The 26166-nt window shown below is 31.7% G+C and carries 25 protein-coding genes and 1 tRNA gene; 22 read left to right on the top strand and 4 right to left on the bottom strand.

Annotated elements, in window-relative coordinates; translation table 11 throughout:
- The first annotated feature begins 201 nt into the window (after positions 1-201).
- The 7 genes from BUB47_RS07410 to yihA all read left to right on the top strand — a co-directional run bounded on the left by BUB47_RS07410 (position 202) and on the right by yihA (position 8409).
- Entirely contained in the window at positions 202-1905 is a 1704-nt protein-coding gene (locus tag BUB47_RS07410) for a proline--tRNA ligase (protein ID WP_073185094.1), read from the top strand.
- A 66-nt stretch (positions 1906-1971) separates the two neighbouring features.
- Positions 1972-2187, top strand: a complete 216-nt coding sequence (locus BUB47_RS07405) for a YdbC family protein (protein WP_073185093.1) — start codon at positions 1972-1974, stop codon at positions 2185-2187.
- Between the two features lie 79 nt (positions 2188-2266).
- The gene (gene tig, locus BUB47_RS07400; protein WP_073185092.1) at positions 2267-3595 is read left to right on the top strand and encodes a trigger factor; all 1329 of its coding nucleotides are present in this window, start codon (positions 2267-2269) and stop codon (positions 3593-3595) included.
- Between the two features lie 17 nt (positions 3596-3612).
- Entirely contained in the window at positions 3613-4197 is a 585-nt protein-coding gene (gene clpP, locus BUB47_RS07395; protein WP_073185091.1) for an ATP-dependent Clp endopeptidase proteolytic subunit ClpP, read from the top strand.
- 7 nt (positions 4198-4204) lie between these two features.
- A complete protein-coding gene (gene clpX, locus BUB47_RS07390) occupies positions 4205-5446 on the top strand; it encodes an ATP-dependent Clp protease ATP-binding subunit ClpX (RefSeq protein ID WP_073185090.1) in 1242 nt (413 codons plus the stop codon).
- A 36-nt stretch (positions 5447-5482) separates the two neighbouring features.
- Positions 5483-7801, top strand: coding sequence for an endopeptidase La (gene lon / locus BUB47_RS07385; RefSeq protein WP_073185089.1), 2319 nt, complete (start codon positions 5483-5485; stop codon positions 7799-7801).
- Positions 7798-8409, top strand: coding sequence for a ribosome biogenesis GTP-binding protein YihA/YsxC (gene yihA, locus BUB47_RS07380; protein WP_073185088.1), 612 nt, complete (start codon positions 7798-7800; stop codon positions 8407-8409). The genes lon and yihA overlap by 4 nt, the downstream gene beginning before the upstream one ends.
- A gap of 333 nt (positions 8410-8742) precedes the next feature.
- Here the strand turns inward: yihA and rd are convergent, their stop codons facing one another.
- Positions 8743-8907 carry a rubredoxin gene (gene rd / locus BUB47_RS07375; protein ID WP_073185087.1) on the bottom strand — a complete coding sequence of 55 codons (165 nt, stop codon included), beginning with the start codon at positions 8905-8907 and terminating at the stop codon, positions 8743-8745.
- A gap of 198 nt (positions 8908-9105) precedes the next feature.
- Here rd and BUB47_RS07370 point away from each other — a divergent pair, with 198 nt between their 5' ends.
- The 6 genes from BUB47_RS07370 (at position 9106) to BUB47_RS07345 (ending at position 14201) form a co-directional block, all read left to right on the top strand.
- Positions 9106-9498 carry an ATP-binding protein gene (locus BUB47_RS07370; protein WP_073185086.1) on the top strand — a complete coding sequence of 131 codons (393 nt, stop codon included), beginning with the start codon at positions 9106-9108 and terminating at the stop codon, positions 9496-9498.
- A 123-nt stretch (positions 9499-9621) separates the two neighbouring features.
- Positions 9622-11448 (top strand): translational GTPase TypA, encoded by a 1827-nt coding sequence (typA, locus tag BUB47_RS07365; RefSeq protein ID WP_073185085.1) that lies wholly within the window; start codon positions 9622-9624, stop codon positions 11446-11448.
- Positions 11449-11465: 17 nt separating this feature from the next.
- Positions 11466-12968, top strand: a complete 1503-nt coding sequence (cls, locus tag BUB47_RS07360) for a cardiolipin synthase (RefSeq protein WP_083529142.1) — start codon at positions 11466-11468, stop codon at positions 12966-12968.
- 2 nt (positions 12969-12970) lie between these two features.
- Positions 12971-13552 carry a M48 family metallopeptidase gene (locus BUB47_RS07355; protein ID WP_073185084.1) on the top strand — a complete coding sequence of 194 codons (582 nt, stop codon included), beginning with the start codon at positions 12971-12973 and terminating at the stop codon, positions 13550-13552.
- On the top strand, positions 13552-14016 hold the full coding sequence (locus BUB47_RS07350) for a YbaK/EbsC family protein (RefSeq protein WP_073185083.1): 465 nt from the start codon (positions 13552-13554) through the stop codon (positions 14014-14016). Before BUB47_RS07355 ends, BUB47_RS07350 begins: the two co-directional genes overlap by 1 nt.
- The gene (locus BUB47_RS07345) at positions 14013-14201 is read left to right on the top strand and encodes a hypothetical protein (protein WP_073185082.1); all 189 of its coding nucleotides are present in this window, start codon (positions 14013-14015) and stop codon (positions 14199-14201) included. Before BUB47_RS07350 ends, BUB47_RS07345 begins: the two co-directional genes overlap by 4 nt.
- A gap of 22 nt (positions 14202-14223) precedes the next feature.
- Here BUB47_RS07345 and BUB47_RS07340 read toward each other — a convergent pair whose 3' ends face one another.
- A complete protein-coding gene (locus BUB47_RS07340) occupies positions 14224-14595 on the bottom strand; it encodes a zinc ribbon domain-containing protein (protein WP_073185081.1) in 372 nt (123 codons plus the stop codon).
- A 95-nt stretch (positions 14596-14690) separates the two neighbouring features.
- Between BUB47_RS07340 and BUB47_RS07335 the strand changes: the two genes are divergently transcribed.
- The 3 genes from BUB47_RS07335 to BUB47_RS07325 all read left to right on the top strand — a co-directional run bounded on the left by BUB47_RS07335 (position 14691) and on the right by BUB47_RS07325 (position 17537).
- The gene (locus tag BUB47_RS07335) at positions 14691-16037 is read left to right on the top strand and encodes a hemolysin family protein (protein ID WP_073185080.1); all 1347 of its coding nucleotides are present in this window, start codon (positions 14691-14693) and stop codon (positions 16035-16037) included.
- Between the two features lie 521 nt (positions 16038-16558).
- Positions 16559-16634: transfer RNA gene (locus BUB47_RS07330), tRNA-Thr, on the top strand.
- Positions 16635-16934: 300 nt separating this feature from the next.
- The gene (locus tag BUB47_RS07325) at positions 16935-17537 is read left to right on the top strand and encodes a TMEM175 family protein (protein ID WP_073185079.1); all 603 of its coding nucleotides are present in this window, start codon (positions 16935-16937) and stop codon (positions 17535-17537) included.
- Between the two features lie 369 nt (positions 17538-17906).
- On the opposite strand, the gene BUB47_RS07320 is transcribed toward BUB47_RS07325, so the two are convergent.
- Complete coding sequence (locus tag BUB47_RS07320) at positions 17907-18785, bottom strand: LysR family transcriptional regulator (RefSeq protein ID WP_073185078.1); 879 nt, start codon at positions 18783-18785, stop codon at positions 17907-17909.
- A gap of 295 nt (positions 18786-19080) precedes the next feature.
- Between BUB47_RS07320 and BUB47_RS07315 the strand changes: the two genes are divergently transcribed.
- From BUB47_RS07315 to BUB47_RS07305, 3 genes are read left to right on the top strand one after another with little or no spacing between them, the layout of a single operon-like run.
- Positions 19081-19722 carry a nucleoside recognition domain-containing protein gene (locus BUB47_RS07315; RefSeq protein WP_073185077.1) on the top strand — a complete coding sequence of 214 codons (642 nt, stop codon included), beginning with the start codon at positions 19081-19083 and terminating at the stop codon, positions 19720-19722.
- Positions 19722-20225 carry a nucleoside recognition domain-containing protein gene (locus BUB47_RS07310; RefSeq protein WP_073185076.1) on the top strand — a complete coding sequence of 168 codons (504 nt, stop codon included), beginning with the start codon at positions 19722-19724 and terminating at the stop codon, positions 20223-20225. The genes BUB47_RS07315 and BUB47_RS07310 overlap by 1 nt, the downstream gene beginning before the upstream one ends.
- Before the next feature lie 12 nt (positions 20226-20237).
- The gene (locus BUB47_RS07305) at positions 20238-21392 is read left to right on the top strand and encodes a M20 family metallopeptidase (RefSeq protein WP_073185075.1); all 1155 of its coding nucleotides are present in this window, start codon (positions 20238-20240) and stop codon (positions 21390-21392) included.
- Positions 21393-21424: 32 nt separating this feature from the next.
- Here BUB47_RS07305 and BUB47_RS07300 read toward each other — a convergent pair whose 3' ends face one another.
- Entirely contained in the window at positions 21425-22615 is a 1191-nt protein-coding gene (locus tag BUB47_RS07300; RefSeq protein ID WP_073185074.1) for a CaiB/BaiF CoA transferase family protein, read from the bottom strand.
- A 195-nt stretch (positions 22616-22810) separates the two neighbouring features.
- Here BUB47_RS07300 and gltS point away from each other — a divergent pair, with 195 nt between their 5' ends.
- The 3 genes from gltS to BUB47_RS07285 all read left to right on the top strand — a co-directional run bounded on the left by gltS (position 22811) and on the right by BUB47_RS07285 (position 26111).
- Entirely contained in the window at positions 22811-24031 is a 1221-nt protein-coding gene (gene gltS, locus BUB47_RS07295) for a sodium/glutamate symporter (RefSeq protein ID WP_073185073.1), read from the top strand.
- Between the two features lie 117 nt (positions 24032-24148).
- Complete coding sequence (locus tag BUB47_RS07290) at positions 24149-25387, top strand: putative DNA modification/repair radical SAM protein (protein WP_073185072.1); 1239 nt, start codon at positions 24149-24151, stop codon at positions 25385-25387.
- Position 25388: 1 nt separating this feature from the next.
- Positions 25389-26111: a TIGR03915 family putative DNA repair protein gene (locus tag BUB47_RS07285; protein ID WP_159430541.1), complete on the top strand. Its 723-nt coding sequence runs from the start codon at positions 25389-25391 to the stop codon at positions 26109-26111.
- The last annotated feature ends 55 nt before the right edge of the window (positions 26112-26166 follow it).

Raw genomic sequence — 26166 nt, 5'->3', positions numbered from 1 at the left:
AAAATAAAACACTTTTTGAAGTTTATTATATATAATTGATTTATGTGGGTTTGGTTAGTAAATTATATTAAGTATGGCATTAGTGTAGCAGAAGGTGAAAAATATGATAGGATTATTATAAATAGTGCTTGAAAACTTGAAAGACTCAAATTTACATATTATAATATTAGAGCGAATTGGAATAAAAAGTTGGAGGAATATATGAAACTTTCTAAAATGTACATGCCAACGCTTAGAGAAGTGTCGTCTGATGCCGAAGTTGCATCGCATAAACTTCTTTTAAGGGGCGCCTTTATAAGAAAATCAGCAAGTGGAATTTATACTTACTTGCCTCTTGGATATAGAGTAGTAAAAAAAGTAGAAAAAATTGTAAGAGAGGAAATGGATAGAGCAGGGTCTCAAGAAATTTTAATGAGCGCTATTCAACCTAAGGAAATCTGGGAGGCTAGTGGACGCTGGGATAGATTTGGCCCGGAGATGTTTAAATTAAAAGATAGAAATGACAGAGAATTTTGTCTGGGACCGACAGCGGAGGAGTATTTTACAACTTTAATAAAAGATGAAGTGAGGTCTTATAAACAACTTCCACTTAATTTATATCAAATACAAACTAAGTATAGAGATGAAAAGAGACCACGTTTTGGAATAAACAGAGCTAGGGAGTTTTCTATGAAGGATGCATATTCCTTTGATACATCACCTAGTACTTTAGAAGAGTCCTATATGGAAATGTACAGAGCCTATGAAAAAATATTTGACAGATTAAATTTGGACTATAAAATAGTTGAGGGCGACAATGGTGCAATGGGAGGAAGTAAATCTCATGAGTTTATAGCTCTTTCAGAAACAGGAGAAGGTGAAATTGCATATTCACCAAGTGGGAAGTATGCTGCAACTTCTGAAAAAGCAAAAGTTGTATATGAAATCCCTGAAAGTGAAAGTCCAAGAGAACTGGAAGAAGTCAGCACACCAAATTTAAAGACAATTGAAGAAGTTGCAGAGTTTTTGGGCGTTGAAAAAAATAGATGTTTAAAGGCAATAGATTTAATGGTTAGAGAAGAACCTGTAGTGGTATTTATACCAGGGGACAGAGAGCTTAACATGTCAAAGCTTGAAAGTTACCTGCAAACTCCAGATCATGAAATAGAACTTATGACTGATGAGGAGATAAACTCTATTAATTCTGCTGTTGGATTTACAGGACCTATTGGACTTGACAAGAATGTTAAACTTATATTTGACGAATCTGTAACAAAAATTGACAACATGTCTATAGGGGCTAACAGAGAAGGCTACCATATAAAGAACGGAAACTATGGAAGAGACTTTTCAGGAGAAGTATGTGAGGACTTACTTGAAGTAAAACAAGGTGACATAATAGAAGAAACCGGCGAAGAGTATATGTTTGCCAGAGGAATAGAGGTTGGAAATATATTCCAATTAGGTACAAAGTATTCAGAGGCCTTAGATGCAACTTATTTAGATGAAAACGGAAAAGAAAAACTTATTTGGATGGGTTCTTATGGAGTTGGAGTTACAAGGTCTGTTTCAGCCATAGTAGAGCAAAACTACGACGAAGATGGAATAATTTGGCCAATGAGTGTGGCACCATATCAAGTTATAATAACTGTAATAAACAGCAAAGATGAAGAACAAATGGATCTTGGTGAAAAAATATATAGTGAATTTTTAGATTCTGGAGTGGAAGTTTTACTAGATGATAGAAATGAGAGGGCCGGAGTTAAGTTTAAAGACAGAGATCTCATAGGAATACCTCTTAGAATTACAGTTGGGAAAAGAGCAGTTGAAGAAGTAATAGAGTATTCTAATAGAAGAGATAAAGAAAAAGAAGAGATTACAGTGAAAGAAGCTTTTGAAAGAGTTTATAGAGAAATAGGAAAATAACTACTATAAATTTAAAAAGTTTTAAAATAAAAATTATTTTTAAATATAGCGTAATTGGAGGATTAAATGTCTGATTTTCAATTTGAAATTGTAAAACATATAAAAACTCTATCCACAAATGCAAAGGGTTGGAGTAAGGAGTTTAACTTAGTTAGCTGGAACAAAAGAGCTCCTAAGTACGATATAAGAGAATGGGATGAAGAACATCTTAAAATGTCAAAGGGAATAACTTTTACAGAAGATGAAATTGCTGAGCTAAAAGAAGGACTTATTGATATTTAAAAAATATAGTAAATTGTAGTGGTTATGGTATAATTAATTAATTGTAAATAAATAGACCTTAAGGTAAACGGAGGATATTATGACTGAAATTAAAAAGAAAGAAAATAACAAAGTATATTTTGATATGGTGGTAAAGGCAGAAGACGTAGAAAGTGCAGAAAAAGAAATATATTTAAAAAACAAAAAGTATTTTCAAGTTCCAGGATTTAGAAAGGGACATGCTCCAAGAAAAATAATTGAAAATATGTATGGCAAAGAAGTATTTTTAGAAGATGCACTAAATGAAGTGCTTCCAAAATACTATGAAAAAGCTGTAGAAGAACTGGGAATTGAACCGGTAGAACAACCTGAAATTAACATTGAAGAAGCACACTCAGGAAAAGACGTAGAAGTAGAATTTTCTGTAGATGTAAAACCTGAAGTAAAACTTTCAGAATATAAGGGTGTAGAAGTACAAGAAATAGCATATGAAGTTACAGATGAACTAATAGATTCTGAACTGGAAAATCAAAGAAAAATGAATGCTAGAATTGTAAATGTAGATGACAGAGCTGCTAAATCCGGAGACAAAGTAAACATTGACTTCAAGGGTTTTCTTGACGGAGAAGAGTTTGATGGCGGAGCTGCTGAGGGACATGAGTTAGAACTTGGTTCAAATTCATTTATTCCGGGATTTGAAGATCAAATTGTAGGACACAATCTGGATGAAGAATTTGACGTAAATGTAACTTTCCCAGAAGATTACCATGCAGAGGACTTAAAGGGAAAAGATGTAGTATTTAAAGTAAAACTTAACTCAATTAGCTATGAAGAACTTCCTGAATTAGATGATGAGTTTATAAAAGACATCTCTGATTTTGATACAGTAGATGAATATAGAGCAGATGTAAAAGCTAAAAAAGAAACTGAATTTGAAGCAAGAGCTAAATCAGAAAAAGAAGAAGCTATTTTAAATAAAATAGTGGAAACTATGGAAGTTGAAGTTCCAAACGGAATGGTTAATTCACAAATAAACTCCCAAATGCAAAACTTTGACAGCAGTTTAAGAGCACAGGGAATGAACCTTGAAGACTACGTTAAAATGCTTGGCACTACAATAGAAGCTTTTGGCGAAAACTTGAGAGAAGATGCAGTAAAACAAGTTAAGATGAGTCTTGCACTAGAGGCAATTGCAAAGGAAGAAAACTTTGAAATCTCAGAAGAAGACGTAATTGCAGAAGTTGAAAAACTTGTAAAAGAATACTTCCCAGAAGATGCAGAACAACAGGAAAAAATGAAAGAATATATGCTGGAATCAAGTAAAGATGGCATTAAAGAAAATTTAGCTAATAGAAAAGTTTTAGACTTATTAGTTGAAAATGCAAAATTTGTAGAAAAACAAGTTGAAGAAGAAGTAGAAGAAAAATAGAAAGAAATGGTGATATTATGGCATTAGTGCCAATGGTAGTTGAACAAACCAATCGTGGAGAAAGATCTTATGATATTTACTCTAGACTTTTAAAAGATAGAATAATTTTTTTAAGTGGTGAAATTAACGATAATGTTGCAGATTTAATAGTAGCTCAATTGTTATTTCTAGAATCAGAAGATCCAGATAAGGATATAGAAATTTATATTAACAGTCCAGGAGGAGTAGTAAGCTCGGGATTTGCAATATTTGACACAATGAACTTTATAAAGTGTGATGTATCTACTATCTGTATAGGAATGGCTGCATCAATGGGAGCATTCTTACTTGCTGCCGGAACACCGGGAAAGAGACTTGCCCTTCCAAATGCAGAAATTATGATTCATCAACCACTAGGAGGAGCACAAGGACAGGCTTCTGATATAAAAATTCACGCAGAAAAAATTCTTGAGACAAGAGAAAAAATTAATAAAATCCTTGCTAAGGAAACAGGACAGCCATTAGAAAAAATTGAAAGGGATACAGATAGAGATTACTTCCTTTCAGCAACTGAGGCAGTTGAGTATGGATTGATAGATAAAGTTGTAGAAAAAAGAGGCTGAGGTGTAAATGTCAAAATCTGATGAACTATTAAAATGCTCGTTTTGTGGCAAGACACAGAATCAAGTAAAGAGACTTATAAAGGGACCAGATGTTTATATTTGTGATGAGTGCATAAAAATTTGTTCAGATATAATAAACGAAGAGAGCTTTGAAAGCAACTTAGAAACATTTGAACTTAAAAAACCAGCTGAGATAAAAAGTATTTTAGACGCATATGTAATAAAACAGGAAAGGGCTAAGAGAGCTCTTTCTGTTGCCGTTTACAATCACTATAAGAGAATAAATTCAGCTACAAGCAATCAGGATATAGAACTTCAAAAATCCAATATACTACTTCTAGGACCAACTGGAAGTGGAAAGACTCTTTTAGCGCAAACATTGGCAAAAATTTTAAATGTTCCCTTTGCAATTGCCGATGCTACAACACTTACAGAAGCAGGATATGTGGGAGAAGATGTTGAAAATATAATTTTAAAATTAATTCAATCGGCAGATTATGATATTGAAAAAGCTGAAAAGGGAATAATTTATATAGATGAGATAGATAAAATTGCCAGAAAATCTGAAAATGTATCAATAACCAGAGATGTAAGTGGCGAGGGAGTACAACAGGCGCTTTTAAAAATAATAGAGGGAACTGTTGCAAATGTACCACCTCAGGGTGGAAGAAAACATCCAAACCAAGATTTTATACAAGTTGATACAACTAATATCTTATTTATAGTGGGTGGAGCCTTTGATGGAATTGAAAGTATTGTAGAGTCCAGAATAGGAAAAAACACCATGGGATTTAGTTCCCCTGTAGTAAGTACAAAAAAACAAAAAGAAAATATTCTTCAAAAAGTTCAAGTTGAGGACCTTTTGAAATTCGGTTTAATTCCCGAGTTAATTGGAAGACTTCCAGTTACAGTAACACTTGAAGCACTTGATGAAGAAGCGTTAATAGAAATACTAACTAAGCCAAAAAATGCTCTTGTAAAACAATACAAGGAACTTTTAAAAATGGATGATGTGGAACTTGAATTTGAACCAAGTGCATTAAAGCACATTGCCAAATTGGCTATAGAAAAAAAGACAGGAGCTAGAGGACTTAGAGGAGTCATAGAAAATACTATGATGGATATAATGTTTGAAATACCTTCAAGAGATGATATTGCAAAAGTAGTAATCACCAAGGAATCAGTTGAAGGGAAAAAAGCTCCAAAGTTAATTTTGAAAGAAGAAAAAAATGATAAGGGCTCACATTAAGTGAGCCTAATTTTAAATGAAAAGCTGGTGACAAATATGGATAAAAAGATGAAACTTCCAGTAATCCCACTTAGAGATTTAATTATATTTCCCAGAATGGTAACACATTTTGACTGTGGCAGAGAAAAGAGTATAGCAGCTGTTGAAGCGGCTGAAATGAAAGAGTCACTTATCTTTGTGACAGCTCAAAAAGACTCAAATATAGCAGAGCCCACTGGGGAAGATCTATATGAATATGGCGTTGTAGGAAAAATTAAACAAATCTTGAAACTTCCAGGTGGAATAGTTAGAGTTTTAGTAGAAGGACTTAATCGTGGAAAAATTGAAGAACTTTCTATTGGAGACGAATATATAGAGGCCATAATTGAAAACTTTGAAGAAGAGGAAGACGACGAAGAAAATAAAGAAAATACAGCGGCAATTAGATTAGTTGAGGAAGATCTTGAAAAGTATAGTGAGCTGGACCAAAGATTAATTCCCGGGCTACTTCAGTCTGTAGTAGATAAGACAAGTGCATCTACTCTTGTAGACACTTCAGCAGCATATATAAATTTAAAAATAGAAGAGAGTCAACAGCTACTAGAAGAGTTAAATCCCTATAACAGATTACTTTTATTTCATGGAATTTTACAAAGGGAAATTGAAATGCTGTCTATAGAAAAAAATATAGACCAACGTGTAAAGTCCAATATGAACCAAATTCAAAGGGAATACTATTTAAAAGAACAGTTAAAGGTAATTCACGAAGAATTGGGAGATGAAAGTGAAGAAAGTGAACTTCTAAGTTATGAAAAGAAAATAGAAGAAAAAAAACTTCCTGAAGCGGTGAAAGAAAAAGCAGTGAAAGAACTTTCAAAACTTTCAAAGACAAATTTAGCATCACCTGAATATACTGTAATATCAAACTATTTAGATTGGATTTTAGACTTGCCTTGGCTTGAGTCATCTTCAGATGAAGTGGATTTAAACAAAGCTAGAAAAATTTTAGATGCGGATCACTATGGACTTAAAAATGTAAAAGAGAGAATTTTGGAATTTATTGCCGTTAGAAAGTTATCCACTGACGTAAAGGGTTCAATACTCTGTCTAGTTGGGCCTCCAGGAGTTGGAAAGACTTCAATTGCATCTTCAATAGCTCATGCACTTGGAAAAGAATGTGTGAGAATGAGCCTTGGAGGAGTTACTGATGAGGCTGAAATTAGAGGACACAGAAGAACTTATGTAGGAGCACTTCCGGGAAGGATAATAACTCTTTTAAAAAAGGCAGGAGAAAACAACCCTGTATTTTTATTTGATGAAATAGACAAAGTTGGAAACAGTTATAGAGGAGATCCGGCAAGTGGACTTTTAGAAGTATTGGATCCTGAACAAAATAGGACATTTACTGACCACTATTTAGAACTTCCCTTTGACCTTTCAAATATATTTTTTGTAACAACTGCAAATAGCGTTCAAACAATACCAAGACCACTACTAGATAGAATGGAAATTATTTCCCTTGGCGGATATACACCCGAAGAGAAATTTAATATAGGAAAGAAGTATTTACTTCCGAAGCAAATAAAAGAAAGTGGACTTAAAAAATCACAGTTTTCAATTTCTGACAGTGCTCTAAGAGACATTGTAAATTATTATACTAGAGAGTCAGGCGTCAGATCTCTTGAAAAGGAAATTTCAAAGTGCGCAAGAAAAGCAGCTCTTGAAATAGTAGAAGACGGAAAAGAAAAAATTTCTGTAACTTCCAGAAATTTAAATAAGTTTTTGGGAGAAAAGAAATATTTATTTGATGAAGTGGAAAAAGAAGACCAAGTTGGAGTTGTAAACGGACTTGCATGGACAGAAGTTGGCGGAGAAACACTGGCAATTGAAACTACAATAATGCCTGGAACTGGAAAGCTGACTTTAACAGGACAACTTGGAGATGTAATGAAAGAATCTGCAATGGCAGCAGTGTCTTACTTGGCTAGCAATAGTGAGTACTACAACATAGATGCGGACTTTAGAAAAGAAAAAGATATTCACATTCATGTGCCTGAGGGAGCTGTGCCAAAAGATGGACCATCAGCAGGAATTACCATTGCCACAAGTGTGCTTTCAGCCCTTACAAACAGGCCTGTAAAAAAAGACGTTGCAATGACTGGAGAAATTACACTTAGGGGTAGAGTGTTGCCAATAGGCGGATTAAAAGAAAAATTGTTGGCAGCTCAGAGAATGGGAATAAAAACTATAATAATACCTCATGAAAATGCGAGAGATCTAACTGAAATAGAAGAAGAAGTTTTAAAGAGCGTAAAAATTATTCCTGTAAAAGAAATGAAAGAAGTGGAAAAAATAGCTCTCAAGGAGAAAAAATGAAAGTAATAAAAGCCGAACTTGAAAAAGTAGCAGTTCATGAAGAACAATATCCGCCAGAGGACATATATGAATTTGCCTTTGCAGGACGTTCAAATGTGGGCAAGTCATCTTTTATAAATGCAATGCTAAATAGAAAAAATTTAGCTAGAACTTCATCTACTCCGGGAAAGACCAGAACTATCAATTTTTACAGAGTAAATGACGATTTAAGACTTGTAGATTTACCGGGATATGGATATGCAAAAGTTTCCAAGTCGGAAAAGAGCACATGGTCAGGAATAATAAATGAGTACCTTGAAGTTAGAGAAAATTTACTTGAAGTAATACTCCTGGTAGATATTAGACATGAGCCCACAGCTCAGGATTTACAGATGTTTGAATATATAATTGACAGTGGTTACTCAGGAATAGTAATTGCCACAAAGGCTGATAAAATTTCAAGGGGCCAATATTCAAAACACGTAAGCACAATAGCTAAAAAGCTTGGAATTAAAAACAAAGATATGATAATACCATTTTCTTCTGAAAAAAAAGATTTGGTGGAAGAAATGTGGGAAATTTTTGAAGATATAGTGAAACATAATGGCCTAACCCAATTTACAGAGTAAATTGCAGGTAGGTAGCAGACAGTTGCTGCCAATCGCAAAAGTTCTTGGGCAACAGGTTGCATAAGTTTTATAGACTAAATCAAAGATGTAGATAAAACTTTAAGATGCAGAGAAGTCCAAATTTTTGAGACCTAACAGAAATCTTTGATTTCGTAGTAGGTCTAATGTCAGGTTTTCCCAAGGCTGAAGGGCTTGGTTGAAAACTACGACTAATTTGGCAAACGCAACAGTATAATGACCTAACCCAATTCAGATCGTAAATTGCAGGTAGGTCAGATAGTTTCTGAAAAAGTTTTATAAAAAAAGGAGCTCTATGAGCTCCTATATTTTTGGTTAGTCGTTATATGGTTCAAAATCTTCTTTACCTGCTCCACAAAGTGGGCAAACCCAATCTTCTGGTATGCTTTCAAAAGAAGTTCCTGGAGCTACTCCTCCATCTTCATCTCCAATGGCAGGATCATATATATATCCACATAGAGTACATTCATATTTTTGCATTTTAAATTCTCCCTTCAAATAAATTTTATACTAAGTATATTATATCCATAATTATAAAATATAATCTCAAAAAGGGAAATATGTTTTTAAAACTTTAATTACTTAAAGGTTTTGATGTGTTTTAATTGTTTTAAAGTATTCATGTGGTTAGGAATGAGAGTTGCAGGGTAAAAGTTTATTACAATGGAGTTGATTGTTATGAATGTTATTTATAAGTTTAAAGGGTCTGTTCAAAGTGACTTAAATCAAGTTAAACCCTTTATAGAAAATACTTTAATAAATTTAGAAAAACATATATGTAATGAAGAGCTAATGTTTGATTTAAAGCTAATATTAGATGAATTAGTTATAAACGGAGTTCTTCATGGCAATCGTGAAAATCATAGAAAGTGCGTTTTTTTAAATATTACAGTCAATGAAGAAGCAATTGTCATACGGGTGAAGGACGAAGGCTTCGGAATTGAATATGATTTTGATGCCTATGATTTTAGAGAATTAAAGTGTTGTGGAAGAGGACTACTTTTAGTAAAGGCTTTAACAGATAGGTTAGAGCTTAATAATAATGAAATTATAGTGGTAAAAAATATTTAAATTGTACTTATAAAACTTGATTTAAGAAAATATATCTAATTTTCAATTAAATTAGATATATTTTTTTTACAGAATAAGTACAATTGTGTTATAATTTAGCATTAGTAGATTGGATGTGAAAAGATGGTTAAAATAAGAGAAGATGTAAGAAACATAGCAATAATTGCCCATGTTGATCATGGAAAGACAACTTTAGTAGATGCCCTGTTAAAACAATCAGGTATTTATAGAGAAAACCAAGTTGTTCAAGACAGAGTAATGGATTCAAATGATATTGAAAAAGAAAGAGGAATTACCATACTTTCAAAAAACACTTCTGTGAAACACAAAGGTGTTAAAATTAATATTATAGATACACCGGGCCATGCGGATTTTGGTGGAGAAGTAGAGAGAGTTTTAAAAATGGTAAACGGAGTAGTTTTATTGGTAGATGCCTTTGAGGGGCCGATGCCACAAACTAAGTTCGTACTGAAGAAATCTTTTGAATTGAACTTGCCTGTAATAGTTTGTATAAATAAAATTGACAGACCGGAAGCAAGACCTCACGAGGTAATTGACGAAGTTTTAGATTTGTTTATAGATATGGGTGCAAGTGAAGAAATACTGGAGTGTCCTTTTGTGTTTACATCTGCCAAGCAAGGAGTTTCAACTCTAGACTTGGATGTAGAGGGTGAAAGTATGGACCCTTTATTTGATACAATTGTAAAATATATTCCGGCTCCTGAGGATGATGAAGAGTCACCTTTCCAATTATTGATATCTACCATAGATTACAATGAGTACGTTGGAAGAATCGGAGTGGGAAAAGTTGAAAGAGGCGTCTTTAATGAGGGAGATCCTGTAGTAATTGTAAACTTTTTAAATCCAAGTGAAATTAAAAAAGTTAAAATTGCACAAATATACGAATTTGAAGGACTTGACAGAGTTCCCATTAAAACAGCTAGAGCAGGTTCTATAGTTGCAATAGCGGGAATTGAGAACATAAATATAGGAGATACTATTTGTAGTGCAGATGCACCTGAACCACTGGAGTTTGTAAAGATTTCAGAGCCTACAATAGCAATGAACTTTTCAGTAAACAACTCTCCTTTTGCAGGAAAAGAAGGCAAGTATTTAACGTCTAGACAGATAAGAAATAGACTCTATAGAGAACTGCAAACAGATGTTAGTTTGCGAGTTGAAGACACTGAATTGACAGATTCCTTTAAAGTTTCAGGAAGAGGAGAACTTCACTTAAGTGTTCTAATAGAAAATATGAGAAGAGAGGGATTTGAATTTCAAGTTTCAAAACCTCAAGTTCTATTTAAAGAAATAGATGGAAAGAAACAAGAGCCAATAGAAAAAGTTACAGTTGACGTGTCAAATGAATTTGTGGGAACTGTAATTGAAAAATTGGGAATGAGAAAAGGCGAACTGGTTACTATGCAAGAGCCTACAGGAGGCTACGCAAGGTTAGAGTTTAGAATACCTGCTAGAGGCCTTATAGGCTACAGGAATGAGTTTTTAACTGACACTAAGGGCAACGGTATACTCAACTCAAATTTTGACACATATGAGCCATATAAAGGCGAAATACCAAAGAGGGTAGATGCATCTATAGTTTCCTTTGATACAGGAGTTGCATCAGCATATGGACTTCACAATGCTCAGGAAAGAGGAGTTCTGTTTTTAGGACCAGGTTCTGAAGTATATGAAGGTCAAATAGTGGGTCAATCTCCAAAAGGTGTGGAGCTGGAAGTTTCGGTAACTAAGACGAAAAAGCAATCAAACGTAAGAGCATCTGGTTCTGATGACGCTTTGAGATTGTCGCCAATAAAACAAATGACACTTGAAGAAGCGTTGGAGTTTATAGAAGATGACGAACTTATAGAAATTACTCCAACCAGATTTAGAATTAGAAAGAAAGTTTTAAATTCACAAGCGAGATATAAGTCGAAAAAAAATATGTAAAGTAATGGTGAAAATTTATGTTTATGGAAATATACTACTCTTTGTCTGAGCTAATATTGGGTTATAGTGATGTTTTATTGGGATTTATACAGTCATACAGTATTATATTTTTTATAAATGTAATATTTACAATAGCCATAATATTTATGGAGAGAAAAAAGCCTACATCAACTTTACTTTGGGTAATGGCAATTAACTTTCTCCCAATTATCGGATTTATTTTATATCTTTTCATAGGTCAAGATTTATCTAAAAAGAGAATATTTGACAAAAAAGATAGTTTAAAAATAAAGATGAGAAAAAATGCTCAAAGTCAGTTAAATGAAATAAAAAGTGGGAAATTTAAATTTAAAAATGAAAGAACAAGAGAATATGTAGAAATGATTGAGATGTTCAATGTCTCAGAAGATGAAACCTTCTATCAAGGCAACGATATAGAAATGTACAGTGATGGAAGAGAGATGTTTAAAAAACTATTTGAAGATATTGAAGCAGCAGAAAAATCTGTATATTTTGAATCCTATATATTTAAATCTGATGGACTTGGAACAGAATTAATGAATCTTCTCAAGAAAAAATCAAGAGAAGGTGTGGAAGTTCTGTTATTAGTAGATGGGATGGGAGCTAGAAACCTTAAGCAAAAAGATAGAAGAGATTTAGTAGAAAATGGTGTAAAACTTGCCATTTTTTTTCCAGGTTTATTTGGGAAATTTAACACTCATATAAACTATAGAAATCACAGAAAAATAATAGTAATAGACCATAAAATAGGCTATGTGGGCGGATTAAATGTGGGAGATGAATATATTTCAAAAGACAAAAAATTTGGATTTTGGAGAGATGACCACATAAGAATTATAGGGCCTGCTGTAATGGGGCTTCAATTTAGGTTTTTCTTAGATTATAATTTCGCAGCAGATAAAAAAGAAGGGGCATTTATCACTCCTGTATTTGAGAAAAGTGAATATGGAAATAAGGACATTTGTATAGTGACAAGTGGACCGGATACAAAAGTAGACTCTATAAGAAATGGATATGAAAAAATAATTTCAAGGGCCAGAAAGAAAATATATATTCAAACTCCATACTTTGTTCCTGATGAAGGGTTATTTAATGCATTAAAAGTGGCTGCACTCTCAGGTTGCGAGGTAAATATTATGATACCTGAAATAAGAGATCATCCTTTTGTACACTGGGCAAGTACATCTTTTATTGGAGAGCTTTTAGATTGGGGATGCAGAGCATACTACTATCAAGGAGGATTTTTACACTCTAAAGTAATTTGCTGTGATGATTATCTCTCGAGTATTGGAACAGCAAATTTTGACATAAGGTCTTTTGAATTGAACTTTGAGGCAAATGCATTTATATTTGATGAAGAAGTTACAAGTACACTTATTAAAAATTTTGAAAATGACGTTAAAAATTCCAAGGAGATAACTTTGGCAGACTATGAGAGAAGATCAGTATTTGTAAAAATTAAAGAGGGAGTAAGTAGACTTTTGTCTCCTATACTATAGATATGAGCGTAGAAATAAAAATTGTCAGAAAAAATATTAAGTACATCAGAGTTTCAGCTACGACTGAAACTCTTTTGGTATCTGCACCTAAATACTTAAGTGAAAGAGATATATTGGCAACAGTTAGGGAACACGAGGCAGAGCTATTAAAGCTAATTGAAAAAGAGCGAAGTAAAAAATATGTAAATAATATAGGAGCAGGAGAAATTTATTTATTTGGAGAACTCTTGGAGCCTGAAATATCCAAGACTTTAACATCAGAAGTTAAAGTTGAAAAATTTTACAGAGAAAAATTGGAAGAAGTACTTAAGAGTATTTTTCTTGAATTTAACAATATGACGGGATTAGTTCAAGACGAATATAAAATTAGAAAAATGAAGGCCAGATGGGGAACTTGTTATCCCACTAAAAAGCTTATTAATATAAATTTGTTTTTGGCAAAGAGACCAATAGATGAAATAAAATTAGTTGTGCTTCATGAGTTAGTTCACTTAAAACATCCCAATCACTCAAAGGATTTTTACAGTGAAATAGCTAAATACATTGAAAATTATAGAGAAGTCCAAAGGAGGCTTAAAGAATAATGGCATTTGAAAAAGTAGTAGAGTATTTAAAAGAAAAGGGATTTGAAGATAGAATTAAAGAATTTGACGTATCTTCAGCAACAGTAATAGAAGCAGCAGAAGCTGTGGGATGTACTACGAATGAAATAGCAAAAACTTTAAGTTTTAAAGATAAAAATGGAGGAGCTTTTTTAATAGTAGTATCAGGTGATGCGAAGATAAACAACAAAAAATTTAAAGAAGAGTTTAAACAAAAAGCTAAAATGTTAAGCCCTGAAGAGGCAGTGGAGTTAGTAGGTCATAAAGTGGGAGGAGTATGTCCCTTTGCTATAAATGAAGGCTGTAGAGTTTACTTAGATGAGTCTTTAAAGGCAAATGAAATAGTCTATCCTGCAGCAGGTTCTGCAAACTCGGCTGCAAAACTAACTATAGAAGAATTGGAAAAGTCCTGTGACTATGAAGCGTGGGTGGACGTTGCAATATGAAAAGATTTATATTGAAAACTGTAGTTATATTTGCAATTAGCATAATGATTATAGGGTATGTAGACTTTAGAAAATATGTTGCCTATGATAAAAAAGACGGATTGGGAAAAGTTGAAGAAGTAGAAAAAGATAATAGGGGCTATTTAGAGTCAATAGAAAATAAAATAAGAAAAGTATTTAACTAAGAGGAGAAAATAAAATCTCCTCTTAATTTTTTAAACTCTCTCCACAGTGAGGACAAAAGTCAAAGCTGTCGCTGGAGAGAGCTCCACAATTTGGACACTTAATTAAGCCGTTTTCATAGCCTAAATTTGACAGAAATTCATCTTTTATCTCTACATTTTCCCCATGCTCAATCTTCTTTCCCACTTTTCTATCTAATTCAAAAACTTGATTGCAACAAGTGTATCTGACGAAATATTTTTTGTTCCACTTTATAATTGGAATGAAAAATAAAGAAAATAAACTATAGACCATGTAAACTTCCATTCGACCGTATTTCCCACAGCTGTGTATAATTAAATTTGAATTATAGTCGAGATCTCTTCTTTTTTGATTTATTCCAAAAATAAAAAACATAAATCCTCCTAAAATATAGTATATTTAATTCAAAGTGTAGATAATTTAGTATATACTTGATATAATCATTATAAAATTATTTTGGAGGAATGTAAATGGACAGTGTTGGGCCCAGTATTGTGCCTAAAATTTTAGTAATAGTTTTTTTAACCGCAATAAATGCATTTTTTGCATCAGCGGAAATGGCTATGGTATCAAGTAACAGAAATAAAATTCAAACGCTAGCAGATGAGGGAAATAAAAAGGCAAGAGCTCTTTTAAGAGTTACTTCAGATCAGACAAGATTTTTATCTACAATACAAGTTGGTATAACTCTTGCAAACTTATTTTCATCAGCATCAGCAGCAACATCGGTATCGCCATATTTGGCAGCGGTACTAGTGGATTTTAAGATACCCTATGCTTCAACTATTGCGTTAGCTTTTATAACAATAATATTATCTTTTGTAACGATAATATTTGGAGAACTTGTACCTAAGCGTATAGCTCTTCAAAATTCTGAAAAAGTTGCTTTGGCATCTGTGGGGATAATAGATATAATATCTAAAATAACATATCCCTTTGTAAAGTTTTTATCTTTTACCACAACTCTAGTATTAAAAATACTAGGAAAGTACTCAGAAGATGTAGAAGAGAGAATATCAGAAGAAGAGTTAAAATCTTATATTAGAGTATCTCAAGAACAAGGTGTAATAAATCCGTCAGGCGAAGAAATGATAGTTAAAATTATGGACTTTGATGACAAGATGGCATATGAAATAATGACGCCAAGGACATCGGTTTATATGATTGACTGTGATGAATTTGACAACTCTAAAATTGTAGAAATTTTAGAAAGCGGATTTTCAAGGGTTCCTGTATTTAAAGAAAAAGCAGATAATATTATTGGAATTCTAAATTTAAAAGATCTATTTGTAGAGTATTCAAAAAATGACTATAAAAGTGTCGACATAAATAAGATACTAAAAGAGCCATATTTTGTACCGGAGACAAAAAAAATAGACTCATTAATAAAAGAATTACAATCCACTAAAAATTATATGGCAATATTGATTGATGAATACGGTGGCTTTTCCGGAATTGTAACAGTTGAAGACATTGTAGAAGAAATTGTTGGAGAAATCGAAGACGAATACGACAAAGTAAATCCTCAACTGGAAAAAATAGGAGAAAACACTTACTTAATTTCAGGATCAATGGAAATAGATGATGTAAGTGAAAAATTGAATGTAGACTTGTGCTCAGAAAATCACGAGACAATTTCAGGTTTAATTGTTGAATTACTTGGATATATTCCAAATGACAATCAAACAGGTATATCTGTAAAATATAAAGATGAGGTAGTTTTAAAAGTGTTGTCAGTAAAAGACAACAGAATAGAAGAAGTAGAACTTCAAATTCTGGAAAAAGAAGATAAAGAAGAGAATGATGACGATGAATAAAGCGCCTAAGGGTGCTTTTTTCGTATAAAAATTTTAAAGGTAATTTAACATAAAAACTTATATTTAAAAGTTCAATAAAACTTTAAGCTTGGTAGAATATACTTTGTTTTACCAAGAGAATTAAAATTAAATAGGCTATTAGAATGGAAATGTTATAAATATAGTAAATCCTGAAATTACATTTTAACAATTCCAAGCAATATAGATATAAAAGCACTCTCAAAATTAAAGAGAGTGCCTTTTAAATGTATATATTTAAATTTAAAATAGTTTGAGAAAATAATAGCTACATTTTAGTTTCCAATATAAAAATAGATATATTTGCTATTACATAAGATATAATGGGGAAATATACTTACAATCATAAGGGCATCTTTATAAAGTAATAGAATATATTGACAAAATATAGAGGCAATGTTAATCTTTATTAGTATTGCTAATTAAACCTAATGTAACATTGTAGTATTTGGAATGTTTTTAGCAAACTGAATAACATTTTAAATTTATAATTTAATTAATTTGCTATCGTAGCTCAGTAGGTAGAGCACTACATTGGTAATGTAGAGGTCAGGGGTTCGATTCCCCTCGTTAGCTCCATACATACAGCGATTTAAGAAATACCAATCGTACTAAAATCGTACTAATAAATTAAGAGCCATTTAAGGCTCTTTTTTTGTATTAAGGGATATATTTTAAAAAGTATTTAAATAAATATCGTGATCTGGTGTATTATAGAAAATAAAATTTGACTAGTAAATATATATTAATTTTTATGAGAAATTATCATTTAGAATTTAATACTTAGAAAATAAGTGCATAATTTACATAATATATATTTCCTAGGCTAAATATATTATAATATATTTAAATAAAACTTTATTTAAAAGGGGAAATAATATGTCGAAATCTAGATTAGAAGCTTTTAGTGACGGTGTAATGGCAATTGTAATTACAATACTTGTACTGTCTATTCACTCTCCTAATTCCAACACTATACATTCACTTGTTGATTTAAGGCATAAAATATTGGTATATGCTTTGAGTTTTTTTATGGTAGCTACTTATTGGAATAATCACCACTATATGTTTGGTCTTGTAAAAGTAATTAATGGTCGTATTTTGTGGGCAAACCATCTTTTTCTATTTTCTTTGACTTTTTTGCCTTTCGTAACAGAGTGGGTGGGCGATTATATTACTTCCTTTGTGCCAGAACTAGCCTATGGAATTGTATCTTTATTTGTAAATTTATCTTTTTTTAATTTATCATGGCAATTATATTTAAAAGATGAAGATACGAAGAAATTTCGTAGAGAAAATAGAAGTTTGAAAAAAATAGTTATTTCTGTGGGACTAAATTTACTAGCCTTACTTTTAGGTTGGCTTGTTCATCCTTTATTTATACTTATTATAAATACTATAAATTATGTCCTTTGGATAGTTCCCAATAAAAGATTGGAAGAGTATTTAAGATTAAATGAGAAAGATGAATTGGAAAAGTGAAGTATAGTGTCCTTATTTTATAATTTTTAATTTATTGTATTCGATAAAACCATAACTTTGGGAAATAAAAGTTATGGTTTTTTATTTAGAATGATATTTATTAATTTTTGATAAAGTTATTTTAGAACTATTTTTAATATGTATTTTATTTCAAGGGAGAATTTATTATGAAAAGGGAGGATTTTTCCGTTTGTTGTGGCTTATAGTTGGATGTGCTATTTATGTTTTATTGGTAGAAACAAAAAATTACGCAATAGTAAGTAGAAAAAAGTGTTGCCTTTCCAAAGTAATAAATAAAGAGCCTATTTTAAGACTCTTTTTATATTGCAGATAAAATAGTATAGTAAAACATTCAACAATGAAAGGAATTTAATTAATAGAATTATATTTTTTATTAGAAAAATAATCAATTAAAAATTTAGTAAACTGTTTTTCTATATAGTTTAATTTATTTTCATTTGAAATCTCCATGTACAAATATCTTTTAATTTTTTGATTAGATAGGCTAAGCAGTTTAATATTTTCAGTATTTCCTTTCCATGTTATTTCAGGCATAAAGCTTAATCCAAATTCTAGCTGGATTAATTCTCTAAGTAATTGAGGGTTGTCGCATTCAAAAGATATGGTTGGTGAGAATTTATTTTCTTTACAAAATTTATCTGTAATTTCTCTTAAATCGTGACCTTCAGATAACTCAATAAAAGATTCGTCTTTTAGTTCATCAATAGAAACTTCGGATTTATTAGCTAAATGGTGTGTAATAGGTACAGCAATTTTGATATTTTCTTCCAGTAGTAGTGTTAAGTGTTTGTTAGCTTTTAATATTTCATCGCTTGAAAAAATTTTTATATATGCTTCTTCAGGGAAGGTAGTATCTTGAGTTATAGTGAAAAGGGTTTTGGGATGTTCTTTATTAAATAGTTGCATTATTTCTGAAAATAGCTTAGAACCTGAAGTAATGAGAATTTTTACTGATTTAACTTCTTTGTTTTGTAATGTTTTTAATTCTAAATTCATTGAATGTATTAATTTAGAAATTAATATTGCATATTTATAAACTATTTTCCCGTATTTATTTAATTTAAAATCACCATTATTTCTATCGAATAATTCACAATATAAAGAATCTTCAATCTTTTTAATGTGCTTACTCAAAGCTGGTTGAGAAATATATAATTCTTTAGAAGCTTTTGTAACAGATTGATATTTAGCAACGGTTATAAAATATTTCAAACTTAATAAATTCATATTCTCCTCCAAATTGTACATATGTTAAATGACTTATAATTATTATGAAATATTCATATGTATTAATTTATATAGTTATAATAATCCCAAATTTATAATTTATCCTATAATGGATATAACCAAAAGGTTATCAATATATGTAAATTTAATATTGGATTATATAATTATCTAATTATACAATTAAATTAAAGATTAATCAATTTGTGTAAATTTATGAATAATATGGCTACATAAAGAAAAATAGATAATATACTATTATTTTAAATTTACACTAAATTAAAAAAGGAGGAAAATCATGAGTGAAAAAGACGAAAAAAAATTTAAAGTTACTTGGCAAGGGTGGGTATCATTATTTATATTAATATTGATGTTTTCTGGGATTTTTGGAAATGTTGATGGGCCTTTAAAAGCTTTAGATTTAAACAATTTAATTGGAAGTTTTGGTGTAATTGGAGGAGACGGAGTTAATTTTATGGGGGCGAATGGTTCGGGAGCTCGTGATGGTTTTTTATTTGGATTATCAATAATTCCTACAACTGCACTTTCGGTGGGATTAATTGATGTTGTAGATCATTTAGGAGGACTAAAGGCTGCTGAAAAACTATTTACTCCTATACTTAGACCTTTACTAGGTATTCCAGGAATAGCCGGATTAGCTTTTGTTTCATCTTTTACAAGTTCAGATGTTGGTGCTGTTATGACAAAACAGTTAGTGGAAGATGGAAGTATGACTGATGATGAACGTACAATATTTGTTGCCTATCAATATCAGGCTTCAGCAGTTGTGCTAAATGTGATATCAACTCAAGCACCACTATTGCCAATAGTTGTATTTCCTATAGGTGCAATAATTTTATTTCTTTGGGTTTGTAAGGTTGTAGGAGCAAATATTGTCAGAATATATATTAATTCTAAGAAAAGAAAAGAGGTAGCATAATGAGCGAAGCCAAAAAAATTGAAAAAAAAGAACCAGCTAAAGAATCGGCTATAGAAGTATTTATGAATGGAGCAAAAAAAGGCGTTGGTATAGGGCTTAATCAAATAATTCCAGCTATGATTTTGGGTTATACAATTGTAGCGTTACTAAAACTTACGGGATTAATAGATATTTTGGGAAGTTTATTTGGTCCGTTTATGAAATTTTTCGGACTGCCTGGAGAATCTGTAGTTGTATTGGTTTCAGCCTTCTTTGCGAAAGCGGCAGGAGCAGCTACAGCAGCAAATTTATATATGGCAGGAGTCATTACTGCTGGACAAGCTACAATTTTATTAGTGCCTTGTATGTTGATGGGTACATTGGTTGGACACTATGCAAGAATAGTACTAGTGGCTGATACCAATCCTAAATATAGAATGATATTATTGTTTATACCTGTGTTTATGAGTTTAGTAGGGATGTTTGTTATGAAACTTATAATTAGTGCAATGGGGCTAATGTAAAGGAGAATAATTATGTATAGAGAAATAATTAAGGAATATATTAATGAAAATAAAGAAGAGATATTAAATTTATGGGAAAAAGTTGTTAGTATTAACAGTGGAACTTATGATGTAGAGGGTGTAAATAAAGTTTGTGAAGTATTTGAAAATGAACTTAAAAATATGGGCTGTGATACTAAAATATATGAATTTGAAAAAGTTGGTAATACTTTAATAGGTACTTTAAACCCTGAAATAAATAAAGAACCAATATTGTTTGTAGGGCATATGGATACAGTATTTAGTGGAAAAGAAGTTGAGAAAAGACCTTTTAAAATAGAAAATGGCAAGGCTACTGGACCTGGAGCATTAGATATGAAAATTGGAGATGTAATGGCTATATTTGTTGCTAAAGCTCTAGAGAAGGCAGGATATAAAGAAAGACCTATAAAATTTATATTTGCAGGTGATGAAGAAAGTGCTCATGAAGATTCAAACTGTGGTGAAATTATAATGAAAGAAGCTAAAGGAGCTAAAGCTGCAATAACTTTTGAAACAGGTAGAGTTGACGAGGGAATTGTAGTAGGGAGAAAAGGGTCAACAACTTTTCGTATTTCAATAGAAGGAATAAGTGCTCACTCTGGAAATGATCCTGAAAAAGGTAGGAGTGCTATATTAGAAGCTGCACACAAGGTAATAGCTCTAGAAAATTTAAATGATATAGCTAGAGGTAAGTTAGTAAATTGTGGGTTAATAAATGGAGGTACAAGTGATAATACCATTCCAGGAAACTGCTCTATTGTTGTTCTAACTCGTAATGTCAATCAGGAAATTGGGGACGAGATTATAAGAGATGTGGAAAAAATATTAAATACAACCTATGTAGATGGAACGAAAACAACATATGAGGTTAAAGCTGGAATGGGTTGTATGGAAAGAACTGATGGAGTTATGGAATTATTTGAACTTGTTAGAGATACAGCTGTAAGTTTAGGATTTCCAGAACCACACCCAGTAGAAGTAGGGGGAGGATCTGATTCATCATTTACAGTGGCTGCAGGAGTTCCAACTGTTTGTGCCATGGGAGCAAAGGGAGAGTTTAACCATACAGAAAAAGAATATGCAGTTGTAGATTCAGTTTTTGAAAGAATTGAGTTGGCGGCTAATGTGGTGTATAGATTAAATTAATAATTTATTAAATAAAAGAAAAGTGTCTTTGGCTAATCAAAGACACTTCTCTTTTCTAAGTCTAGAATTTCAGATTCACTATAGCCAAGGGAACTTAATATTTCAAAATTATCATATCCTACTTTTCTTCCAAGGTGATTGTACTGAGCTTTAGTTTTTGAAAATTTAATGGGCATTGCATATTGTCTTACTTCATCTGCCTCATTTATTGGTATTTCAACAATTACACCTCTACTCTTTATTTGTTCATCTTCTACTAGAGCTTCAGTTAAATTTGAAACTGGCTCTACACAACAATCGATGTCTTTAAAAATATTTGTCCACTGAGAGAGAGTTTTTTCTTTAATTTTATTTTTAATTTTTTCTTTTGATTCTCTACTGATTTTAAAATCTTTAATTTCATTAATGAGCTCAGGAAGTTCAATTGCATTTGCAAATAAATTAAAAAATTTAGGTTCAAGAGAGCCAACAGACAAATATCGTCCGTCTCTTGTTTCGTAGAAATCGTAAAATGTTCCGCCATTTAATAGTTTTTCTTCAGGCTTGGGTTCATTTGAATTTACTAAAAAGTCAGTACCATCAAGAGAATTTAATGGGATAATGCAATCTAACATTGATATGTCTATGTATTGTCCACAACCTGTCAAATTTCTATAATTTACTGCAGCAAGTATTCCTATTATTGAGTGTAGCGAGCCTCCTGCAATGTCTGCAATTTGTGTGTTATATAGTGTCGGACCGGATGACTCTCTACCGGAATGTGACATCAATCCACTTTTAGAGAGGTAGTTTATGTCGTGTCCAGCTCTGTTTTTATATGGACCGCTTTGTCCATAGCCTGTAATGGAACAGTATATTAACTTAGGATTAATTTTAGAGAGTTTTTCATAGGAAAGTCCTAACTTATCCATTACGCCTGGTCTAAATTGTTCAATTATAATGTCATAGTGCAATATTAATTTTTTAACTATTTCTATTCCCTCAGGTGTTTTTAGATTTAATGCTAAGGATTTTTTATTCCTATTTATCCACAGTGCTTTGGCAGTTAAATTAGTATCTTCAACTTTTGTTTCACCATCTGTTACAAGGTCAAACTTTGATGGGGAGCTTATTTTTAAAACTTCTGCACCCATATCAGCAAGCATAAGAGTGGCATAGGGACCGGGGAGTAGTGTTGTAAAATCTAAAATTTTTAAATTTGAAAGTGCTGTATTTGAGTTCATATTTAATACCTCCTAGTTAAATTATAATACATAAAAAAATAAGGCTAATAATTTTTAAGGACATAAATAATTATTTGTATTCAAACATATCTTTAGTACATTAATGTTTGTTGACAAGTATTTAACAAGATGATAGTATTCTTATAGCATAAATTTTATGCGCAATTTACAAAAATTAAAAAGGAGGTAATATTTATGGAAATAGTAATGAACGTACAAAAAACATTACTTATTTGTGTAATACTAATGGTTTTAGGAAGAAAGCTAAGAGAATGGCTTCCATTTCTTAAAAAATATAGTATTCCATCATCAGTAGCGGGAGGTCTTGTATTTGCAATTATAAATTTAGTTTTAAGTTTAACTGGAATCGCACAGTTTACTTTTGATTCAACAATGCAAGATTTCTTTATGTATGTATTCTTTACATGTGCAGGATTCCAAGCAAGTTTTGCACTTTTAAAAAGTGGTGGTAAGAAGATTATTATATTTTTATTCTTAGCTGCACTATTGGCATTTTTACAAAACGTAGTAGCAGTAGGACTTTCTGCACCATTAGGTGTTGAACCTATGATAGGGCTAATGACAGGTTCTATTCCTATGACAGGTGGCCATGGTAACGCGGCAAGCTTTGGGCCTATGGCAGTTGACATGGGTTATCCAAATGCTCTTAACGTTGCAGTTGCAGCAGCTACATTTGGACTTGTATCAGGAAGTTTAATAGGGGGTCCTTTAGCAGACAACTTAATTAAAAAGAAACATTTATGGAATCCAAGTATGAAGGATAGCAGTACCGAAGATGAAGTAGAAGATGGAAGTGTTGTAAGACCTGTTAGTTTAAAGGTATTTACTACAGCTACTATCTTAGTATTTATAGGACTGGGTATGGGATCATATATAAAAGAATTCTTTGACTTTATATTGCCGGACAGTGTAAATATTCCTGTACACGTTATGGGTATGGTAGGAGGATGTATTCTTACTAATATAGTTCCAATGTTTTCAAAGCAAAAACAAGAGGCTATCCCTCAAGTGGAAATTGACATTATTGGAGATATTTCATTAGAGTTATTTGTAACTATGGCTATAATGTCAATGAAACTTTGGGAATTGGCACAACTTGCATTGCCGTTAGTAGTTCTTTTGTTTGCACAAGTAATATTAATTATAATATTTGTAAGATTTATTACGTTCCCACTTATGGGTAAAGATTATGATGCAGCTATTATTTCAGCAGGTCATATTGGATTTGGAATGGGAGCTGTTCCGGTTTCAATGGCTAATATGAAGGCAGTTAGTGATAAGTACTCTTATTCAAAACTGGCATTCTTTATAGTTCCTATAATAGGTGGTATGTTTAGTAACTTTACAAATGCTGCAATAATTACTTTCTTTATGAATATTGCAGGAAATATGTAAGTAAAATAAAATGAGAATTTAAATGTTGCCAATTTTCTTGGCAACATTTTTTCAATACAAATAAAACATATGTTTACAAACGTTTGTTCAGATGGTATTATTATTCTAGGTGATGGTATGGATATAGAAACTAAACTTAAAATTTTAACTGACGCAGCTAAGTACGATGTCAGCTGTTCTTCAAGTAATTCCAACAGAAAAAATAAAGGTGGTTTGGGAAATACTTCAATGGGAGGAATTTGCCACAGTTGGAGTGAAGATGGAAGGTGTATTTCGCTACTTAAAATTTTATTTACCAACAAGTGTATTTACAACTGTGAGTACTGTATAAATAAAGTGGAAAATGAAATTCCAAGAGCGGAGTTTACAGCCGGTGAAATTGCTGATTTAACTGTTAATTTCTACAGGAGAAATTACATTGAGGGGCTTTTTTTATCAAGTGGAGTAATTAAAAGTCCTGACTATACCATGGAGAGATTAATTGAAGTGGCAGAAATTTTAAGGAATGAAAAGAGATTTTACGGTTATATACATATGAAAGCAATTCCAGGCTCCAGTGAGACGTTGACTAGAAAACTGGGAATGTTAATTGATAGAATGAGCATAAATATAGAACTGCCTACCCAAAAATCTCTTATAATGCTTGCGCCACAAAAGAGCTATGAGAAAATTTTTACTCCAATGACTGACATTTCAAATGCAATAGTTGAAAATAGAGAAGATAGAAATAAATTTAAAAAAGCTCCAATGTTTGTTCCGGCAGGACAGACTACACAGATGATAGTTGGAGCAAGTAGAGAAGATGACTTAACTGTTATTAACAGAGCTCAGTTTTTATATGATAATTTTTTAATGAAGAGAGTGTACTACTCCAACTATGTTCCCGTTATAAAATCAAAGTATACAGAGGGAATAGAAAAGCCTCCTAAAATAAGAGAACATAGGATTTATCAGGCGGATTTTTTAATGAGATTCTATGGATTTAAAGCGCCACAAATTTTAAATGCTGCAAATCCGAATTTTGACTTGAGAATAGATCCAAAGGCAAATTGGGCAATAGACAACATTGGCAGATTTCCAATTGAAATTAATAGGGCAAGCTATGACGACTTGTTAAAAATTCCGGGATTTGGACCTGAGTATGCCAAGAGAATAATAAATGCACGAGCATACTGCGCACTTAAGTATGATGATTTAAAGCCTCTAAAAATTTCAGTTAAAAGAGCAAAGAACTTTATAACTGTTGGAGGAGTCTATAGGGGAATTAACTATACAAATAAAAAGAGTTTAAAAGATTATATGAGCTTAAGTGATCCTCATGGTTATGAGCAACTTAGTTTTTTAGGGGATGGTTAAATTGATATGTGTCTATGACGGAAGTTTTGAAGGGTTATTAAATATAGTATTTGAAACCTATAGTATTCCTGAAGAAATTACTATATTTAAAAGTGATGAACAACTTGATTTTTTCAATTCAAAAGTAGAAATAAAAACAGATATTGAAAAGTACAACAGAGTTAGAAAATCTATTGTAAAAAATTTTTCAAATAAGTTTTTTGTAGAGATCTATTGCTGTTTTCTATCAAACTACGATAAAAAAGATGAAGTCATTTTAAATGTTTTAAGAAACATATTTAGGCGTGGATATAGTTATATAAATAGCCCTGAGAAAAATGCAGTATTATTTAATAGGCTGGTAAAAAAGGTATCTGGAGAAGCTCATGCTTATAAGGGGCTACTTAGATTTAGAGAAGTTCAGGAGGGATTTTTACTTGCAGAGTTTGAACCTGAAAACGAAATACTGGAAATTATTACTAATCACTTTATAAAGAGGATGCCAAATGAAAAGTTTATAATTTGCAACAGAAGGAGCAATAGGTGTTCAATGTACTTTGAAAAAGAGTGCAAGTTTTTTGATATTGTAGACTTAAATATTTGTGAAGCAGCTGATGAAAGAGTTTATAGAGAAGCGTGGAAGTTGTTTTACAGTGCAGTTGCAATTAAAGAGAGAGAAAATAAGAAGTTAATGCAATCAAATATGCCAAAGAAGCGGTGGAAATATTTAACTGAAAAAAACTAAGTTTAAAAAATGCATAATAAGGTATATATATTAGTAGGTATAATGTTATTGAATA

The organism is Anaerosphaera aminiphila DSM 21120 (assembly GCF_900129925.1).
GTDB classification, from domain to species: Bacteria; Bacillota; Clostridia; order Tissierellales; family Peptoniphilaceae; genus Anaerosphaera; species Anaerosphaera aminiphila.
The sequence above is the reverse complement of the archived record's forward strand: the minus strand, read 5'-3'. Positions and strand labels throughout refer to the sequence as shown.

What these genes read in the sequence shown, in the direction of transcription:
- BUB47_RS07290 (WP_073185072.1), top strand. Translation starts at nt 24,149, where the DNA reads ATGGATATAGAAACTAAACTTAAAATTTTAACTGACGCAGCTAAGTAC.
- BUB47_RS07355 (WP_073185084.1), top strand. Translation starts at nt 12,971, where the DNA reads ATGAGCGTAGAAATAAAAATTGTCAGAAAAAATATTAAGTACATCAGA.
- BUB47_RS07350 (WP_073185083.1), top strand. Translation starts at nt 13,552, where the DNA reads ATGGCATTTGAAAAAGTAGTAGAGTATTTAAAAGAAAAGGGATTTGAA.
- BUB47_RS07310 (WP_073185076.1), top strand. Translation starts at nt 19,722, where the DNA reads ATGAGCGAAGCCAAAAAAATTGAAAAAAAAGAACCAGCTAAAGAATCG.
- BUB47_RS07315 (WP_073185077.1), top strand. Translation starts at nt 19,081, where the DNA reads ATGAGTGAAAAAGACGAAAAAAAATTTAAAGTTACTTGGCAAGGGTGG.
- BUB47_RS07405 (WP_073185093.1), top strand. Translation starts at nt 1,972, where the DNA reads ATGTCTGATTTTCAATTTGAAATTGTAAAACATATAAAAACTCTATCC.
- clpX (WP_073185090.1), top strand. Translation starts at nt 4,205, where the DNA reads ATGTCAAAATCTGATGAACTATTAAAATGCTCGTTTTGTGGCAAGACA.
- BUB47_RS07370 (WP_073185086.1), top strand. Translation starts at nt 9,106, where the DNA reads ATGAATGTTATTTATAAGTTTAAAGGGTCTGTTCAAAGTGACTTAAAT.
- BUB47_RS07305 (WP_073185075.1), top strand. Translation starts at nt 20,238, where the DNA reads ATGTATAGAGAAATAATTAAGGAATATATTAATGAAAATAAAGAAGAG.
- BUB47_RS07335 (WP_073185080.1), top strand. Translation starts at nt 14,691, where the DNA reads ATGGACAGTGTTGGGCCCAGTATTGTGCCTAAAATTTTAGTAATAGTT.
- BUB47_RS07300 (WP_073185074.1), bottom strand. Translation starts at nt 22,615, where the DNA reads ATGAACTCAAATACAGCACTTTCAAATTTAAAAATTTTAGATTTTACA.
- BUB47_RS07325 (WP_073185079.1), top strand. Translation starts at nt 16,935, where the DNA reads ATGTCGAAATCTAGATTAGAAGCTTTTAGTGACGGTGTAATGGCAATT.
- typA (WP_073185085.1), top strand. Translation starts at nt 9,622, where the DNA reads ATGGTTAAAATAAGAGAAGATGTAAGAAACATAGCAATAATTGCCCAT.
- BUB47_RS07410 (WP_073185094.1), top strand. Translation starts at nt 202, where the DNA reads ATGAAACTTTCTAAAATGTACATGCCAACGCTTAGAGAAGTGTCGTCT.
- clpP (WP_073185091.1), top strand. Translation starts at nt 3,613, where the DNA reads ATGGCATTAGTGCCAATGGTAGTTGAACAAACCAATCGTGGAGAAAGA.
- lon (WP_073185089.1), top strand. Translation starts at nt 5,483, where the DNA reads ATGGATAAAAAGATGAAACTTCCAGTAATCCCACTTAGAGATTTAATT.
- BUB47_RS07320 (WP_073185078.1), bottom strand. Translation starts at nt 18,785, where the DNA reads ATGAATTTATTAAGTTTGAAATATTTTATAACCGTTGCTAAATATCAA.
- rd (WP_073185087.1), bottom strand. Translation starts at nt 8,907, where the DNA reads ATGCAAAAATATGAATGTACTCTATGTGGATATATATATGATCCTGCC.
- cls (WP_083529142.1), top strand. Translation starts at nt 11,466, where the DNA reads ATGTTTATGGAAATATACTACTCTTTGTCTGAGCTAATATTGGGTTAT.
- BUB47_RS07340 (WP_073185081.1), bottom strand. Translation starts at nt 14,595, where the DNA reads ATGTTTTTTATTTTTGGAATAAATCAAAAAAGAAGAGATCTCGACTAT.
- BUB47_RS07345 (WP_073185082.1), top strand. Translation starts at nt 14,013, where the DNA reads ATGAAAAGATTTATATTGAAAACTGTAGTTATATTTGCAATTAGCATA.
- tig (WP_073185092.1), top strand. Translation starts at nt 2,267, where the DNA reads ATGACTGAAATTAAAAAGAAAGAAAATAACAAAGTATATTTTGATATG.
- gltS (WP_073185073.1), top strand. Translation starts at nt 22,811, where the DNA reads ATGGAAATAGTAATGAACGTACAAAAAACATTACTTATTTGTGTAATA.
- yihA (WP_073185088.1), top strand. Translation starts at nt 7,798, where the DNA reads ATGAAAGTAATAAAAGCCGAACTTGAAAAAGTAGCAGTTCATGAAGAA.